Raw genomic sequence first — 16,335 nt, 5'->3', positions numbered from 1 at the left:
GCGCAGCCCCCGCCGGGGAGGCTATCGGCTCGCGCCGGCGAAGAGGTGGAGGCGGTGGGCGAGAGCCGCGGCTTCGCCGCGGGTCGAGACGGTGAGCTTGGAGAGGATGTTCGAGACGTGGACGCTCGCCGTCTTGGGCGAGATGAAAAGCTCCTCGGCGATCTGCCGGTTGGTCCGCCCGTCGGCGACGAGGCGGAGCACGTCGCGTTCGCGGGCCGTGAGGCCGAGGGAGTCGGCCGGGTCGACGGGATCGGCGGGCCGGTCCGGGTCGAGCGGGAGCCGCACGCGCTGCGCGAGCGCGGCGATGTCCGCGGCGAGCGGCTCGGCCCCGGCCGCGGCGGCGACGCCGTGCGCCTGGGCGAGCAGGCAGCCCGCCCGCTCCCGGGCGTCGGGGCCGCGGGCGAGCAGCGCCTCGGCGTGCCGGTAGCGGACGGCGGCCAGCTCCGCGGGCCGCTCCTCCTTGGCGAAGGCGGCCTCGGCGGCAGCCCACAGTTCGGGTTCGTGCCGGCCTTCGGCGCGGGCGAGGTGCGCGTCGACCAGGAGGGCGTAGGCCTCGTAGAGGGGGGTGGGGCGGGCGAGTTCGCGGGCGGCGGTCCTGATCCGGTCGATGACCTGGCCGCGGGCGGGGTCGCCGGTGGCCAGCCACGGCCCGTCGGCCTCTGCCGCGGCGCCGTCGGCGACGATCGGCCAGGAGTAGCGGGCGGTGCCGGCGGGGAATCCGGCGTCGATGGCGGCGAGCAGGCCGCGCCTGGCCTCGTCGTAGCGGCCCTGGGCGACGGCGAGCCGGATGCCGAGGCCGCGCAGCGGGATCTGGTGCTGCGGCTGGGTGTCGTAGCGGAAGCCTTCGGCCGCGGAGGCGTGGTACGCGGCGGCCGCGTCGATGTCGCCGCGGGCGAGGGCGAGGAAGCCCTGGAACATCTCGACGCCGGCGCACAGCAGCGGGCCTTCGACGGCCCGCCGTGCGGCGGCGAGCCGGACCGCGGATTCCTCGTAGCGGGCGAGCATGAACAGCGACTCGCCTTCGTTGCCGAGCAGCCACGCCCTGGTGGAGTTGACGACCTGGTCGCCGATGAGCGCCAGGCCCTCGGTGCTGACGCGTACCGCTTCCGTGGAGCGGCCGGCGCCTTCCAGGACCGAGGAGAGGTTGCCGTAGGTGCGGGAGATGATCAGCGGCGCGCGCTGGTCGCTGACCTGGCGGCGTACTTCCTCGACTCCGGCGATGCCGCCGTCGACGTCGCCGCTGTCGGCCTGGAGCAGGCCGAGGGTGACGCGGGCGTGCAGTTCGATGTCGTGGGCGTCGGCGGTCCTGGCCAGTTCGACGGCCTGCCCGGCGATGGCGATGCCTTCGGCGCCCGACTTGTGGACCATGATCCACCCGGCGATCATCGCCAGGACCTCGGCGTGGGTGGCGGACGGCGGCAGGCCGCGTACCAGCTCGCGGGCGCGGGCCAGCTCCTCCCAGCCGTCGCCGCGGCCCAGGACCTCCATGACCTTGGAGCGCTGCGCCCAGAACCAGGCGGCCCGCAGCGGGTCGGGGCTGCCGCTGCGCTCCATCAGCCGCAGCGCCCGCTTGGCCATGGCGTAGGCGCGTTCGCGTTCACCGCTGAGACGGGCGGCGACGGTCAGCTCGGCCAGCAGGTCGACGAAGCCCAGCGGGGTGCCGGGCGGGCAGTCGCAGGGCGGATACGCCTCGGTGTAGTCGGCGGGGCGCAGCCCGGCGCGGATGTCCTCGGGGGCGTCGTCCCACAGTTCCAGCGCCCGCTCCAGCAGCCGGTACTGCTCGGCGTAGGCGTGGCGGTGCCTGGCTTCGACGGCGGCGCTGAGCACCGCGGGCAGCGCCCTGGCGGGGTCGTGCGCGGCGTACCAGTAGCTGGCGAGTCTTGCGGCCCGCTCGTCTGCGGGGACCAGCGCCGGATCGGCCTCGACGGCCTCCGCGTAGCGCCGGTTGATGCGGCTGCGCTCACCGGGCAGCAGGTCGTCGCCGACCGCCTCGCGGACCAGGGAGTGCCGGAAGCGGTAGCCCTCACCGCTGTCGGTGGGCAGCAGGATGTTGGCGCCCACGGCGACCCGCAGCGCGTCCAGCAGGTCGTCCTCCGACAGCCCGGTGATCGCCGCGAGCAGGCGGTACTCGACGGTGCTGCCCCCCTCGGCGACGAACTTGGCCACCCGCTGGGCGTCCTCCGAGAGCGCCTCGACGCGCACCAGCAGCAGGTCGCGCAGCGAGTCGCTGATCCCGGTGGCGCAGCCGCGGCGGAGGCTGCAGGCCAGTTCCTCGACGAAGAAGGGGTTGCCGTCGGATCGCGCGAAGACCTTGTCGACGACGGTGTCGTCCGGCTCGTCGGCCATGATCGACGTCAGCTGGCTGCGGACCTCGGCGCGGGTGAAGCGCGCCAGCTCCAGGCGCTCGACGCGGCGCAGCCGGTCGGCCTCTGCCAGGAAGGGCCGCAGCGGGTGCCTGCGGTGGATGTCGTCGGCGCGGTAGGTCGCCGCGATCAGCACGCGGCAGCGCTGGAGCGAGCGGAAGAGGTACGCCAGCAGCTCGCGGGTGGAGCGGTCGGCCCAGTGCAGGTCCTCCACGACGACCACGAGGGTGCGGTCGGTGCCGAGCCTTTCCAGCAGCCGGGCGGTCAGCTCGAACAGCCTGACCCGGCCGTCCTCGTCGCCCAGCTCCCTGCGGGCGCCGTCGGTGCCGGCCAGTTCGGGGAGCAGCCGGGCCAGCTCGCCCTGCTGGCCCGCCGCCGCCTCGGTCAGCTCGGGGCCGAGTGTGCGGTACAGGTCGCGCAGAGCAGCGGAGACCGGTGCGAACGGAAGCCCGTCCGCACCGATCTCCACGCAGCCGCCGACGGCTGTCACAGCGCCCCCCGTGCGCGCCATGGCAAGGAACTCCTCCGTCAGCCGCGTCTTGCCGACCCCGGCCTCGCCGCCGATCAGCACGGCCTGCGACTCGCCCGCGTCCGCGTCGGCCAGCACCGAGGCAAGCCGTGCCAGCTCGGCGTCTCGGCCGATGAAGACGGGGCTGAGCGACTGGGTCTGCACGCTTCCGAGCATTTCACGCCCGGCCCCGGATGCGACACCGGTTACTTTGCGCCCTGCTCCCTGCGGTGCGGCGGCCCTGGGCGGGGCCGCCACCGCTTCGGCGGTCATGCCGCGCTGTGCGGGTGCAGGACGCGGCGCCTGGCGCGGGCGGGACTTTCCGCGGCCTCCTGGTCGGTGCGTACGGCCGACCTGGCCGGGGAGCGGCGGGCCGCCGCGCGGCGCTCGGCGCGTGCCGCCTTGGCCTGCTGGGCCAGGCGCCATTCGTCGGCGCTGCGCTGGAGCTCGTCCCTGCGGGCCTGCTGGATCTCGTAGCCGAACATGGTGTTCTCCTCTGTGGGTTTCCCCGGGTCGGTTTTCCCGATGCCCTTAGCTTCGTCTCCCAGGTGCCCCCGCCACATCGGGCACCTTCCCGAACTTGGCGCCGCGGGGTGCTTAGGCGGACCGGCGGGTGCCTTAGTCGCTCTCCCGGGCCGTGCCGCTTGCCGGGTGGCAGAATCAACGGGGGCCGGACGCAACGGATTTGGCGACCCCGCTGGAGGGGAACTCGTGGAGAGCGGGCTGTTCATCGGGCCGGACGACATGCCCGACCGGTACCGCCTGCTGCGGTCGATCGGGCGCGGCGGCGAGGCCGTGCTGTATCTGGCGGAACTGGAGCTGGGCGGCGCCGCGGAGCCGGTGGTGGTCAAGATGCTGGACGCCCAGCAGACCCTGGCGCCCGACCTCTTCGCGCGGGTCAGCACGAAGTGGCGCGAGCAGGCCGAGCTGCTGCGGTTCGTGCACCGGCCGGGCGTCGTCGGGATCAGGGAGCACTTCGAGGGGCCGTCCGCGCACCCGGGCGGGCAGCTGCCCGCCGGCGGCGGCCGGGCGCTGTATCTGGTGATGAACCATGTGCAGGGCCTGGACCTGCGCGACTGGCGTGCCGAGCGCACCCTGGAGTCGGCCCAGGAGCGCCGCGAGGCGGTGCGCTGCCTGGAGCAGCTGGCGGAGGTGCTGGACTGGCTGCACAGCGGCGCGGCGACCCCGTCGGGCCGCCGGGTGGTGCACGGCGACCTGTCGCCCGGCAATGTGATGGTCGACGGGCACGGCCAGGCGACGCTGGTGGACTTCGGGCTGAGCAAGCTGGCCGCCGACCACCGGACGGCCGAGGTGTGGTTCACCCCGGGTTTCGCGGCGCCGGAGGTCTTCGAGGGCACCAGGAGCCCGGCCGGCGACCGCTACGCCTTCGGGGCCATCGCGTACTTCCTGCTCAGCGGCCTGGCGCCGGCCCCGGTGCCGGAGACGCTGCGGGCGGCGCTGCTGGCGCTGCCCGCCCTGTCGGGTCTGGACACGGACCGGGCGGCGCGGGTGGCGGCGATCTTCGCGGCTGACCCGCAGGCGCGGCCCGCCTCGCTGACCGGCTGGGTGCGCGAGCTGCGCTCGTACGTGGTGTCGGCGACCCGCCCGCAGCAGCCGCCCGCACCGGCGTACGTACCGCAGGCCGCACCTCCGGCCGTCCCCGAGGCCCCCTCTAAGGCCCCCTCTAAGGCCCTGCCCAAGGCCCCCGTACCCCCGCCGCCCCCGCGCGCCCCGCAGCCGGTGTTCCGTACGCCGGTGCCCGCCGGAGGGCCGCCGCCGGGTGACAGGCGGCGCATGGGGCGTACCGCACGGGTGGTGCTGGCGGTCGCGGTGGCCGTGGTCCTGGTCGGCGGGGGCGCCCTCGCGGGCGTGGCGCTGTCCGGCGGGGGCACGGGCGACGGCTCCGCGGCGCAGAACCCGCCGGGCACCGGGACCTCGCACGGCCCGACCAGCTCGGGCACGGGCGGTGCGGACCCGGCCGACGGCGGCACGTCGCTGACCGACCTCACGCCGACCGACCAGAGCCTCTTCCCGCTGGAGCGCGGCACCGCGGCCGTCGACGGGGTACAGCACAAGGACGTGCTGCACACCACGGACTGCTACGGCGGCTCGGTCGAGTACAACCTCGGCAAGCAGTACGCGAAGCTCGACGTGGTGATCGGCCTCGACGACAACAGCCCGAACGCCGGCATGACCTTCACGGTGCTGGCCGACGGCAAGCGGATCTTCCACGACCAGGCCACCGTCGGCCCGCCCTTTCACCCGGTCTTCGACGTCTCCGGGGTGCTGCGGCTGCGCATCGAGTGGGAGGCGGTCTCCGAGTCCTCGTGCGGCATCGGGGTGCTGGCCGACCCGACGCTGACCCGCTGATCCAGGTCCGCGGCCAGGTCCGCGCCCAGGTCGGCGCCCACGTCCTGCCCCTGGCCGGCAGGTGCCGCGGGGACCGGCAGCTGCGGCAGCGGTACGGGGCGGGCGGCGGCCGGGGCCTCGATGCTGATCCGCGGCAGCCGGCGGTCCAGCCAGCCGGGCAGCCACCAGTTGGCGTCGCCCAGGACGTGCATCAGAGCGGGCACCAGCAGCGTCCGCAGCACGAAGGCGTCCAGGGCCACGGCGGAGGCCAGGCCGATGCCGAACATCGCGATGACCCGGTCGCCGCTGAGCACGAAGGCCAGGAAGACCGCGATCATGATGACCGCCGCCGAGGTGATCACCCGGCTGGTCTCGGCCAGGCCCACCCGCACCGCCCGCCGGTTGTCGCGGGTCTCGCGCCACTCCTCGTACATGCGGCTGACCAGGAAGACCTGGTAGTCCATGGACAGCCCGAAGAGCACCGAGACCATGATCACCGGCAGGAAGGGCTCGATGGGACCCGCTCTGCCCAGGCCCAGCCATTCGCTGCCCCAGCCCCACTGGAAGATCGCGGTGACCACCCCGAAGGAGGAGGCGACGGCGGCGACGTTCATGGCCGCCGCCTTGAGCGGGATGCCGACCGAGCGGAAGGCGACCAGCAGCAGGACGCAGCCGAGGCCGACGACGCTGCCGACGAACAGCGGGAGCTTGCCGACCACGACATCGGCGAAGTCGTCGTAGCTCGCGGTGGGGCCGCCGACGTAGACCTGCAGGCCGCCGCCCTTCTCCGCGGCGGGCAGCACCTCGTGCCGCAGGGTGTCGACCAGCTGCGAGGTGGCGCGGTCCTGCGGGGCGCTGTCGGGTACGACGGTGATCACGCCGGTGCCGCCGGACAGCTCCAGCGGGCTGACCGAGGCGACGCCCGGGGTGTCCCGCAGGGTTCCGGGCAGGTGGTCGAGGGCCAGCCGGGACTGGGCGCCGTCGGTGGTGGCGACCAGGGTGAGCGGGCCGTTCGTACCGGGGCCGAAGCCCTCGGCGAGCAGGTCGTAGGCCTGCCGGGTGGTGGCCTTGGCGGGGCCGTTGCCCTGGTCGGAGGTGCCCAGGTGCAGGGTGAAGGTGGGCAGCGCGAGGACGACCATCACCACGGCGGCCAGTGCGCCCAGCAGCTTCGGGTGCCGTTCGACGAAGGCCGACCAGCGGGCGGCGAGCCCCGCGGGCGGCTCGGGCTGCGGGCCGTGCTCGGCCAGCGCCCTGCGCTCGCGGCGGCTGAGGGCGCGCGGGCCGATGAGCCCCAGCAGCGCGGGCAGCAGCGTGATCGAGGCGGCCACGGTCAGCAGCACGGTGAGGGCTGCGGCGACCGCGACCCCGTTGAGGAAGCTCAGGTGCAGGATCAGCATGCCCAGCAGCGCCACGCAGACGGTGCCGCCGGCGAAGACCACGGCTCTGCCGGTGGTGACCACCGCCTCCTGCGCGGCCTCGGTCACGCTGAGGCCGCGTTTGAGGCCTCTGCGGTGGCGGCTGACGATGAAGAGCGCGTAGTCGATGCCGACGCCGAGCCCTATCAGCATGCCCAGCATGGGGGCGAAGTCGGCGACGGTCATGGCGTGGCCGAGCAGCACGATCGCCATGTACGCCGTCCCGCAGCCGACCAGTGCGGTCGCGATGGGCAGCAGCATGGCGGCGAAGGACCCGAAGGCGACCAGCAGGACGACCGCGGCCACGGCCACCCCGACGATCTCGCTGAGGTGGGCGCCCGCGCTCTCGGTCATGCCGACGGCCTGGCCGCCCAGCTCGACCTGCAGGTCGCCGCCCTGTGCTGCCTTGGCGGTGGCCACCAGGGCCTTGGCCTGGGCGACGGGGATGCTGTCGGCGTCCTGGGCGTATCCGACGGTGGCGTACGCGGTGTGCCCGTCGGCGCTGATCTGTGCCGCGCCGGCCTCGGTGTAGGGGCTGTCGACGGAGGCGACGCCCGGCAGGTGCCTGGCCTGGTCGAGCACCTTGGCCATGGTCTGCTCGACGGCGGCGGCGCGTACGGTGCCGTGGCCGGTGTGCCAGACGATGGTCTCGCTGTCGCCCGCCTGGTCGGGGAAGGACTCGCGCAGCAGCGCGGCGGCGTGGCCGGACTCGGTGCCGGGGGCCTCGTAGTGCCGTGAGTAGGCGGAGCCCGCGGCGCCCGCCGCAGCGGTCAGACCGGCCAGGACGGCGATCCACAGGAGCACGGCGGTGAGGCGGTGGCGCAGACACCACCGTGCGAGTGCGGCCATGAACAGCTGCTCCTGTGTGCTCGACGTCCGCCCCACTGTGGCAGGAGAAAATGATCCTTTGGGACTTTCGTGCCGTTCCTCACAAGGGGTAAAAAGCAGATAAGGGCGGCACCCCCGAAGGGGTGCCGCCCTTGTGTCCGCGTCGGTTCAGCCCTGGATCAGCCCTGGATCAGCCCTGGGCTCAGCCCTGGGCTCAGCCCTGGACGCCGAGCTTCTCCAGGACCAGTTCGCGTACGCGCTTGGCGTCCGCCTGGCCGCGGGTGGCCTTCATCACCGCACCGATCAGCGCACCGGCCGCGGCCAGGTTGCCGCCGCGGATCTTGCCGGCGATCGCCGCGTTCGCCGCGATGGCGTCGTCCACGGCCGCGCCGAGCGCGCTGTCGTCGGAGACGACCTTCAGACCGCGCTTGTCGACCACCTGGTCCGGCTCGCCCTCACCGGCCAGCACGCCCTCGATGACCTGGCGGGCCAGCTTGTCGTTGAGGTCGCCCGCCGCGACCAGCGCGGCGACCCTGGCGACCTGCGCCGGGGTGATCGGCACCGCGGACAGCTCGGCGCCGGTCTCGTTGGCGTGCCGGGCCAGCTCGCCCATCCACCACTTGCGGGCGGACGCGGCGTCCGCGCCCTCCGCCATGGTGGCCAGGATCAGGTCGAGCGCCCCCGCGTTGAGCACCGACTGCATCTCGTGGTCGGCGATGCCCCACTCCTCCTGCAGCCGCTTGCGGCGCAGCCGCGGCAGCTCGGGCAGCCCGCCGCGCAGCTCCTCGACCCATTCGCGGGCCGGGGCGACCGGCACGAGGTCGGGCTCGGGGAAGTAGCGGTAGTCCTCCGCCTCCTCCTTGATACGGCCCGAGGTCGTGGAGCCGTCCTCCTCGTGGAAGTGCCGGGTCTCCTGCACGATCGTGCCGCCGGAGGTGAGCACCGCGGCATGCCGCTGGATCTCGAACCTGGCCGCCCGCTCGACGCTGCGCAGGGAGTTGACGTTCTTGGTCTCGCTGCGGGTGCCGAACGTCGACCGCCCGTGCGGGCGCAGCGACAGGTTGACGTCGCAGCGCATCTGGCCCATCTCCATACGGGCCTCGGACACGCCCAGCGCCTTGATCAGCTCGCGCAGCTCGGCGACGTAGGCCCTGGCGACCTCCGGTGCCCGCTCGCCCGCGCCCTCGATCGGCTTGGTGACGATCTCGATCAGCGGGATGCCGGCCCGGTTGTAGTCCAGCAGCGAGTGCGAGGCGCCGTGGATACGGCCCGTCGCGCCGCCCACGTGGGTGGACTTGCCGGTGTCCTCCTCCATGTGGGCGCGCTCGATCTGCACCCGGAAGACCTCGCCGTCCTCCAGCTGGACGTCCAGATAGCCGTTGTAGGCGATCGGCTCGTCGTACTGCGAGGTCTGGAAGTTCTTCGGCATGTCCGGGTAGAAGTAGTTCTTCCGCGCGAAGCGGCACCACTCGGCGATCTCGCAGTTCAGCGCGAGCCCGATCTTGATCGCCGACTCCACCCCGACCGCGTTGACCACCGGCAGCGAACCGGGCAGGCCGAGACACGTGGGGCAGGTCTGCGAGTTGGGCTCGGCGCCCAGCTCGGTGGAGCAGCCGCAGAACATCTTCGTCCTGGTGCCCAGCTCGACATGGACCTCAAGGCCCATCACCGGGTCGAAGGACGCGAGGGCGTCCTCGTAGGACAGCAGATCCGTGACGGTCACAGTTGTTTTTCCTCCTGCCCGCTCAGTCCGTCAGCGGGTTGTCGTCGCGGTCGCGCAGCTCGCGGACCAGCAGCGCGACCCCGGTGGCCACCGCGGCCACCCGGATCAGACCGTCGACCAGCTGCAGGTTGTCGTGCTCGCCACGGGCGTTGCGGACCTTCTTGACGTTGCTGAACGCGGCGAAGAGCGTGCTGCCGATGGCCAGGTACGTACCGGCCTTGCCCTTCTTCTTGCCCTTGTCCTTGGTGCTCACAGCTGGGGTGCCTCCTCAAGCAGCGGGTGGCCCCACTTCTTCACGAAGGCGGCCTCGACGGCGGCGCCGACCCGGTAGAGCCGGTCGTCCTTGAGCGCGGGGGCGATGATCTGCAGCCCCACCGGTAGACCGTCCTCCGGCGCCAGGCCGCAGGGCAGCGACATCGCCGCGTTGCCCGCCAGGTTGACCGGGATGGTGCACAGGTCGACCAGGTACATGGCCAGCGGGTCGTCGACCCGCTCGCCGAGCGGGAAGGCGGTGGTCGGCGTGGTCGGCGAGACCAGCACGTCGACCGACTCGAAGGCCTTCTCGAAGTCCCGGGTGATCAGGGTGCGGACCTTCTGGGCCGAGCCGTAGTAGGCGTCGTAGTAGCCCGAGCTGAGCGCGTACGTGCCCAGGATGATCCGGCGCTTGACCTCGGCGCCGAAACCGGCCTCGCGGGTCAGCGCGGTGACGTCCTCCGCGGACCGGGTGCCGTCGTCGCCGACCCGCATGCCGTAGCGCATCGCGTCGAAGCGGGCCAGGTTGCTGGAGCACTCCGACGGCGCGATCAGGTAGTACGCGGCCAGCGCGTACACGAACGACGGGCAGGAGATCTCCACGACCTCCGCGCCCAGCCCGCGCAGCACCTCGACCGACTCCTCGAACCGCTGCACCACACCGGCCTGGTAGCCCTCGCCGCCCAGCTCCTTGACCACGCCGATGCGCATCCCGCGCACGTCGCCGCTGCGGGCCGCCTCCACCACCGGCGGGACCGGCGCGTCGATCGAGGTCGAGTCCATCGGGTCGTGGCCGCCGATCGCCTCGTGCAGCAGCGCCGCGTCCAGCACGGTCCGCGCGCACGGCCCGCCCTGGTCGAGCGAGGAGGAGAAGGCGACCATGCCGTAGCGGGACACCCCGCCGTACGTCGGCTTCACACCGACCGTGCCGGTGACCGCGGCGGGCTGCCGGATCGAACCGCCGGTGTCGGTGCCCAGCGCCAGCGGCGCCTGGTACGACGCGAGCGCCGCGGCGCTGCCGCCGCCGGAACCACCCGGGATACGCGTCAGGTCCCACGGGTTGCCCGTCGGACCGTACGCGCTGTTCTCCGTGGACGACCCCATGGCGAACTCGTCCATGTTGGTCTTGCCCAGGATCACCACGTCGGCGGCCTTCAGACGCTTGGTCACCGTCGAGTCGTACGGCGGCAGCCAGCCCTCCAGGATCTTCGACCCCACGGTGGTGGGCACGCCCTCGGTGGTGAAGATGTCCTTCATCGCCAGCGGCACACCGGCCAGCGGGCCGAGCGGCTCGCCCGCCGCCCGCTTGGCGTCCACCGCACGGGCCTGCGCCAGCGCGCCCTCCCGGTCGACGTGCAGGAAGGCGTGCACCTTCTCGTCCACGGCCTCGATCCTGGCCAGGTGCGCCTCGGTGACCTCGACGGCGGTCAGCTCGCCCGACGCGATCTTCTCCGCCGTCTGCGCGGCGGTCAGCCTGATGATGTCCGTCATCGCGATCAGTCCTCCCCCAGGATCTGCGGCACCTTGAAGCGCTGCTGCTCCTGTGCGGGAGCGCCCGACAGGGCCTGCTGCGGGGTGAGCGACGGGCGGACGGTGTCCGGCCGCATCACATTGGTCAGCGGCAGCGGGTGCGAGGTCGGCGGTACGTCCTCGCCGGCCACCTCGGAAACCCGGGCGACCGCGCCGATGATGTCGTCAAGCTGTCCGGCGAAGTGGTCAAGCTCGTCCCCGGACAGTTCCAGACGTGCCAGCCGGCCGAGGTGAGCGACCTCCTCACGCGTGATGCCAGGCATGCGGTTTCGATCCTCTGCGGGGTGAGACGACGGTGTGGCCCCAATCCTATGGGCCGCCGCCCCCTTCCCGCGAAACACTTCCCCTTCGCGGGGAGCGCCCTCCGCGCACGACGGTGCGCTTCCGCCGGCCGCGGAGGCTGGGGGTAGGTCTTCGGCGGGGCCGAGCGCATAGGGGCGCGGGGAACTGCGCGCCCAGCCCTCCCCCAGGGCTTTGCCTGGGGGTGCCCCCATCTCACTTCGCTCACGGCCGGTGGTCCGGCACGAACCGAACAGCCCCTTTCGGACGGAGACGACCCGCGCCCCGGTGGGGGCTTGGCGCGCAGTTCCCCGCGCCCCTGAAACGCTCGCCGCCCTGCGCAAGGGAACCGCACAAGCCACCGCAGCCCGCGGAAAACGCTCGCCCTCTGCGGAAGAGGTCAGGCGCGGTCGGCGGCCGGGAGCGTCGGGGCCCCCAGGGCCGGGGGCAAGGCGGCCGGCAGCGGCTTCGCCGACGCCGGCAAGGCGCCTCGCTCACCGCGCGCAAGAAGCCACTTCGTGGCTTCTTGCGGGGGCATCGCGGCGGCCACGAGCCAGCCCTGGACGGCGTCGCAGTGCAGGTCCCGCAACCGCTCCCAGGTCTCGTCGTCCTCGACGCCCTCCGCGACGACCATGAGCCCGAGGGAGTGCGCGAGGTCGACGGTGCAGCGCACGATCTCCGCGTCCTCGGTGTCCACGACGAGCCGGGCGACGAAGGAGCGGTCGATCTTGAGTTCGCTGACCGGCAGCCGCCGCAGGTGCACCAGCGAGGAGTAGCCGGTGCCGAAGTCGTCGAGCGACATCTTGACGCCGTGCCCCGTCAGCCCGTTGAGCGTGTCCGCGGCGCGCTGCGGGTCGTCCAGCAGGACGTGTTCCGTTATCTCCAGCTGGAGCGAGCCGGGCGGCACCTGGTGCCGGGCGAGCCGGGCGGCGACGGTTCCGGCGAAGCCGGGGCTGTGGACGTCGCGCGGCGAGACGTTGACGGCGACCGGCACGTCGAGGCCCATCGCCCGCCAGTCGGCGACCTGGGCCAGCGCGGTGTCCAGGACGTACTCGGTGAGCAGCGGCATCAGGCCGGAGGTCTCGGCCATGGTGATGAACTCCTCCGGGTTGACCCGGCCGCGCTCCGGGTGCTCCCAGCGGACCAGCGCCTCGAGTCCTGCCACCCGGCCGTCGAAGCGCACCTTCGGCTGGTAGTGCAGCTCGACGTCGCCGGCGTCGAGCGCCCGGCGCAGGTCGCCGAGCAGGCCGAGACGGTCGGGGGTGTTGCCGTCCCTGGCGGCCTCGTAGACCTCGACGCCGCTGCGGTCCCGCTTGGCCTGGTACATCGCCACGTCGGCGCGGCGCAGCAGCCCTTCGGCGTCCAGCGCGTGGTCGGGGAAGACCGCGACGCCCGCGCTGGCTTCGAGGACCAGTGACAGCCCGTCGAGGCTCAGCGGTGAGCCGAGGGCGGCGACCAGGGTCCTGGCGATGCGCTGGGCGCGGGTCGGCGAGTCGCAGCCGGGCAGCAGCACGGCGAACTCGTCGCCGCCGAGCCTGGCCGCCTCGGCGCCGCGCGGCAGGGCGAGCCGCAGCCGGTCGGCGACCTGGAGCAGCAGCCGGTCGCCGGCCAGGTGCCCGAGGGTGTCGTTGACGGAGCGGAACTTGTCCAGGTCGATCAGGATCAGCCCGACCCGCCCGCAGCCCTCCGGCGGGTGGGTGCCGCTGTCGGTGGTGGCGGCCAGGAAGCCGGGTTCTGCCCGCTCGTAGTCCTCCTGGGCGTCGTCCAGCGACGTCCAGACCCGCTCCAGCAGCCACTGGCGGTTGGGCAGCCCGGTGAGCGGGTCGCGCAGCTGCTCCTCGGCGCGGGCGTGCGCGATCCACAGGGTGGAGTCCAGGGCGATCAGCGGTACGGAGAACAGCGGCAGCAGCGCCGGCTTGGCGCATGCGACGACCAGGATCAGCGGGGAGATGCCGAGCAGCGCCCCGCCGAACATGCCCTGCCGGATCAGCGCGGAACGTGCCACGGTGGGCAGTCCGCCGCCGCGGGGCGCGAAGGCGCACCACAGCAGGGCGCGGGTGGCGGCGAGGTAGGTCAGCGCCACGAGGGCGACGATGGGTGCGGCGGTGAGCGACCAGTCCGCGGGGTGCCAGGGGTGCTCGACGCTGGGGTGGGTGCCGGACAGGCTGAGCATCAGGGCGCCGGCGCCGATGCCGAGGATGTCGATGGAGCCGTAGAGCAGGGCCTGCCGCCAGCGGTGCCTGCGGGCGGCGCCGACCAGGGTCACCACGGCGAGGCTGACCAGCACGGCGGGCACCCAGCCCTGGACGATGAGCATGGCCAGGGTGAGGGCGGCGCCCGAGCCGGTGCCGCCCCACCAGCGGTCGCGGCCCATCGCGACCAGGTGGCCGACGATGATGCCGGTGAGGATCGCGAACCCCCACCCGGTGGTGCCGCCGGGGAAGAGCGCGTGGCCCTTGTGCAGCACCCGGATGACGCCGACCGCCAGGCAGAGTGCGGCGAGCGGGGGTGCGACACGGCGCACCAGGGTGCGGGACAGCGACGGTGTGAGCGCCGGGGGCGGTGCGGGCGCGGGGGCGGCGCGCGCCACCGCCGCTGCTCCGGCACTCTCCGTCGGTCGCATACGCGTCCCTCTCACCGCCCGGTATGGCAAGCACGTCCACCGCGCCCTGCCCGTGGCCGAGTTCCGCATGTGCTGCCGGAACGTTCATCCCCGGCGGGCGCGCGACTCAACACTAGGCCGCCTTGTGCCGTCCCGGGCACCGATCGACCGGGGTTGCCCGAATGCGACCAGGCACATCGACGTATTCTGATATAGGCCGATCGGGTGACATCCCCGGTCCATTCAGTCGGATTCACCGTCCGTTCCGGCGTCGCCCGCGCCCTCGGCGGGGGTGTCGGTTTCCACGGGATTCACCGTGTTTCGGCGAGCGGCCTCGGGGCCGTCGGCGAGCAGCACCGCGAAGCCGTCCTCGTCCAGAACAGGCACTTTCAGCTGTATGGCTTTGTCGAACTTGGAACCGGGGTTGTCACCGACGACGACGAAGTCCGTTTTCTTGGACACCGAGCCGGTGACTTTCGCACCCTGGCTGCCCAACGCCTCTTTTGCGCCATCCCGGGTATAAGTCGACAGCGTTCCGGTCACCACGACTGTCAGCCCTTCGAGTGGTCTCGGCCCTTCGTCCGAGCCCTCCTCGGTGAAGACCACCCCGGCGTCCCGCCACTTCCTGATGATGTCCAGGTGCCAGTCCTCGGCGAACCACTGCTTGACGGACGCGGCGATCGTGCCTCCCACCCCGTCGACGGCGGCCAGCTCCTCCTCGGCCGCGTCCTTGATCCGGTCCAGGTCGCGGAACTCGCGGGCCAGCGCGGCCGCGGCGACCGGGCCGACATGGCGGATCGACAGGCCGGTGATGATCCTGGCCAGCTGGCGCTCCCTGGCCGCCGCGATGTTCTCCAGCATCGCCAGCGCGTTCTTCTTCGGCTCGCCCTTCTGGTTGGCGAAGAAGGTGACGATCTTCGGCTCGCCGGTCTCCGGGTCGCGCTTGGGCAGGCCGGTGTCCTGGTCCAGGACGTACGAGCGGATCGGCAGCAGCTCCTCGATGGTGAGGCCGAACAGGTCGCCCTCGTCCTTCATCGGCGGCTCGTGCGGTTCGAGCGGCTGGGTCAGCGCGGTGGCCGCGACATAGCCGAGCCCTTCGATGTCCAGGCTGCGGCGGCCCGCGAGGTAGAAGACCCGCTCGCGCAACTGGGCGGGGCAGTAGCGGGCGTTGGGGCACCGCAGGTCGATGTCGCCTTCCTTCATGGGCTGCAGGGCGGTGCCGCAGTCCGGGCACTCGGTGGGCATCACGAACTCCCGCTCGGTGCCGTCCCGCAGGTCCGCGACCGGGCCGAGGATCTCCGGGATGACGTCGCCCGCCTTGCGCAGCACCACGGTGTCGCCGATCAGGACGCCCTTCTTCTTGACGACGTCCTGGTTGTGCAGCGTGGCGAACTCCACCTCGGAGCCGGCCACCGTCACCGGCTCCACCACGGCGTAGGGGGTGACCCGCCCGGTGCGGCCGACGCCGACCCGGATCTCCACCAGCTTGGTGTTGACCTCCTCGGGCGCGTACTTCCACGCGATGGCCCAGCGCGGGGCGCGGGAGGTCGAGCCGAGCCGGCCCTGCAGCGGGATCTCGTCGACCTTGACGACGACGCCGTCGATCTCGTGCTCGACGTCGTGCCGGTGCTCGCCGTAGTAGGCGATGAAGGCGCGCACCTCGGCGAGGGAGTCCACGACCTTGTTGTAGCGGGCGGTGGGCAGGCCCCACTCCTGGAGCAGCTCGTAGCCGTGCGACTGGCAGTCGATCGCGAAGCCCTCGCGGGCACCGATGCCGTGCACCACCATCCGCAGCGGGCGCGATGCGGTGATCCGCGGGTCCTTCTGCCGCAGCGAACCGGCCGCCGCGTTGCGCGGGTTGGCGAAGGGCTTGTCGCCCTGCTCGACCAGCCGCGCGTTCAGCTCCTCGAACTTCTCGCCGGGGAAGTAGACCTCGCCGCGGATCTCCACCAGCTCAGGCACCCGGTCGCCGGCCAGCCGGTCGGGGATGTCGGCGATGGTGCGCACGTTGGGCGTGATGTCCTCGCCGGTCCTGCCGTCGCCGCGGGTCGCCGCGCGGGTGAGCCGGCCGCGCTCGTAGGTGAGGTTGACCGCCAGGCCGTCGACCTTCAGCTCGCACAGGAAGTGGTACGGGCTGCGCTCGTTGTCAGGGGCGCCCAGCTCGGCGGCGACCCGGTCGGCCCAGGAGTCCAGCTCCTCGTCGGAGAAGGCGTTGTCCAGCGACAGCAGCCGCTCGCGGTGCTGGACGGCGGCGAACTCCGTCTCGTAGGCGCCGGCGACCTTCTGGGTGGGCGAGTCCGGGGTGCGCAGGCCCGGGTGGCGCTCCTCGACCGCCTCCAGGCTGCGCAGCAGCTTGTCGAACTCGGCGTCGCTGACGACCGGCGCGTCCTTGACGTAGTACCGGAAGCGGTGCTCCTCGACCTGCTCGGCAAGGCGAGCGTGCTCCTCGCGTGCCTCCGCGGGAATCTCCGTGTCCTCCACGACCC

At 72.8% G+C, this 16,335-nt stretch carries 9 protein-coding genes and 1 pseudogene; 1 reads left to right on the top strand and 9 read right to left on the bottom strand.

What is annotated here, in order from left to right:
- Nucleotides 1-21 precede the first annotated feature (21 nt).
- Together JT723_RS06375 and JT723_RS06370 are read right to left on the bottom strand one after the other, a co-directional pair.
- Nucleotides 22-3,048 (bottom strand): helix-turn-helix transcriptional regulator, encoded by a 3,027-nt coding sequence (locus tag JT723_RS06375; RefSeq protein WP_205043484.1) that lies wholly within the window; start codon nt 3,046-3,048, stop codon nt 22-24.
- A gap of 92 nt (nt 3,049-3,140) precedes the next feature.
- On the bottom strand, nt 3,141-3,356 hold the full coding sequence (locus JT723_RS06370; RefSeq protein ID WP_205043483.1) for a hypothetical protein: 216 nt from the start codon (nt 3,354-3,356) through the stop codon (nt 3,141-3,143).
- 226 nt (nt 3,357-3,582) lie between these two features.
- Here JT723_RS06370 and JT723_RS06365 point away from each other — a divergent pair, with 226 nt between their 5' ends.
- The gene (locus JT723_RS06365; protein ID WP_251512458.1) at nt 3,583-5,241 is read left to right on the top strand and encodes a protein kinase domain-containing protein; all 1,659 of its coding nucleotides are present in this window, start codon (nt 3,583-3,585) and stop codon (nt 5,239-5,241) included.
- Nucleotides 5,242-5,324: 83 nt separating this feature from the next.
- Here JT723_RS06365 and JT723_RS06360 read toward each other — a convergent pair.
- The 7 genes and pseudogenes from JT723_RS06360 to ligA form a co-directional block, all read right to left on the bottom strand.
- Nucleotides 5,325-7,484 (bottom strand): annotated as a pseudogene (locus JT723_RS06360) (MMPL family transporter); the annotation flags it as partial.
- A 193-nt stretch (nt 7,485-7,677) separates the two neighbouring features.
- On the bottom strand, nt 7,678-9,186 hold the full coding sequence (gene gatB / locus JT723_RS06355; RefSeq protein WP_205043481.1) for an Asp-tRNA(Asn)/Glu-tRNA(Gln) amidotransferase subunit GatB: 1,509 nt from the start codon (nt 9,184-9,186) through the stop codon (nt 7,678-7,680).
- 22 nt (nt 9,187-9,208) lie between these two features.
- Nucleotides 9,209-9,439 (bottom strand): hypothetical protein, encoded by a 231-nt coding sequence (locus JT723_RS06350; RefSeq protein ID WP_205043480.1) that lies wholly within the window; start codon nt 9,437-9,439, stop codon nt 9,209-9,211.
- Nucleotides 9,436-10,929 (bottom strand): Asp-tRNA(Asn)/Glu-tRNA(Gln) amidotransferase subunit GatA, encoded by a 1,494-nt coding sequence (gene gatA / locus JT723_RS06345; RefSeq protein WP_205043479.1) that lies wholly within the window; start codon nt 10,927-10,929, stop codon nt 9,436-9,438. Before gatA ends, JT723_RS06350 begins: the two co-directional genes overlap by 4 nt.
- 5 nt (nt 10,930-10,934) lie before the next feature.
- Nucleotides 10,935-11,231, bottom strand: coding sequence for an Asp-tRNA(Asn)/Glu-tRNA(Gln) amidotransferase subunit GatC (gatC, locus tag JT723_RS06340; protein ID WP_205043478.1), 297 nt, complete (start codon nt 11,229-11,231; stop codon nt 10,935-10,937).
- A gap of 416 nt (nt 11,232-11,647) precedes the next feature.
- Nucleotides 11,648-13,870 carry a putative bifunctional diguanylate cyclase/phosphodiesterase gene (locus JT723_RS06335; RefSeq protein ID WP_205043477.1) on the bottom strand — a complete coding sequence of 741 codons (2,223 nt, stop codon included), beginning with the start codon at nt 13,868-13,870 and terminating at the stop codon, nt 11,648-11,650.
- Between the two features lie 222 nt (nt 13,871-14,092).
- The gene (gene ligA / locus JT723_RS06330; RefSeq protein WP_251512455.1) at nt 14,093-16,330 is read right to left on the bottom strand and encodes an NAD-dependent DNA ligase LigA; all 2,238 of its coding nucleotides are present in this window, start codon (nt 16,328-16,330) and stop codon (nt 14,093-14,095) included.
- Between the last annotated feature and the right edge of the window lie 5 nt (nt 16,331-16,335).

Origin of the sequence: Actinacidiphila bryophytorum, assembly GCF_016916835.1 — a bacterium.
Lineage (GTDB): Bacteria > Actinomycetota > Actinomycetes > Streptomycetales > Streptomycetaceae > Actinacidiphila > Actinacidiphila bryophytorum.
This window is presented reverse-complemented; position numbering and strand designations above follow the sequence as displayed.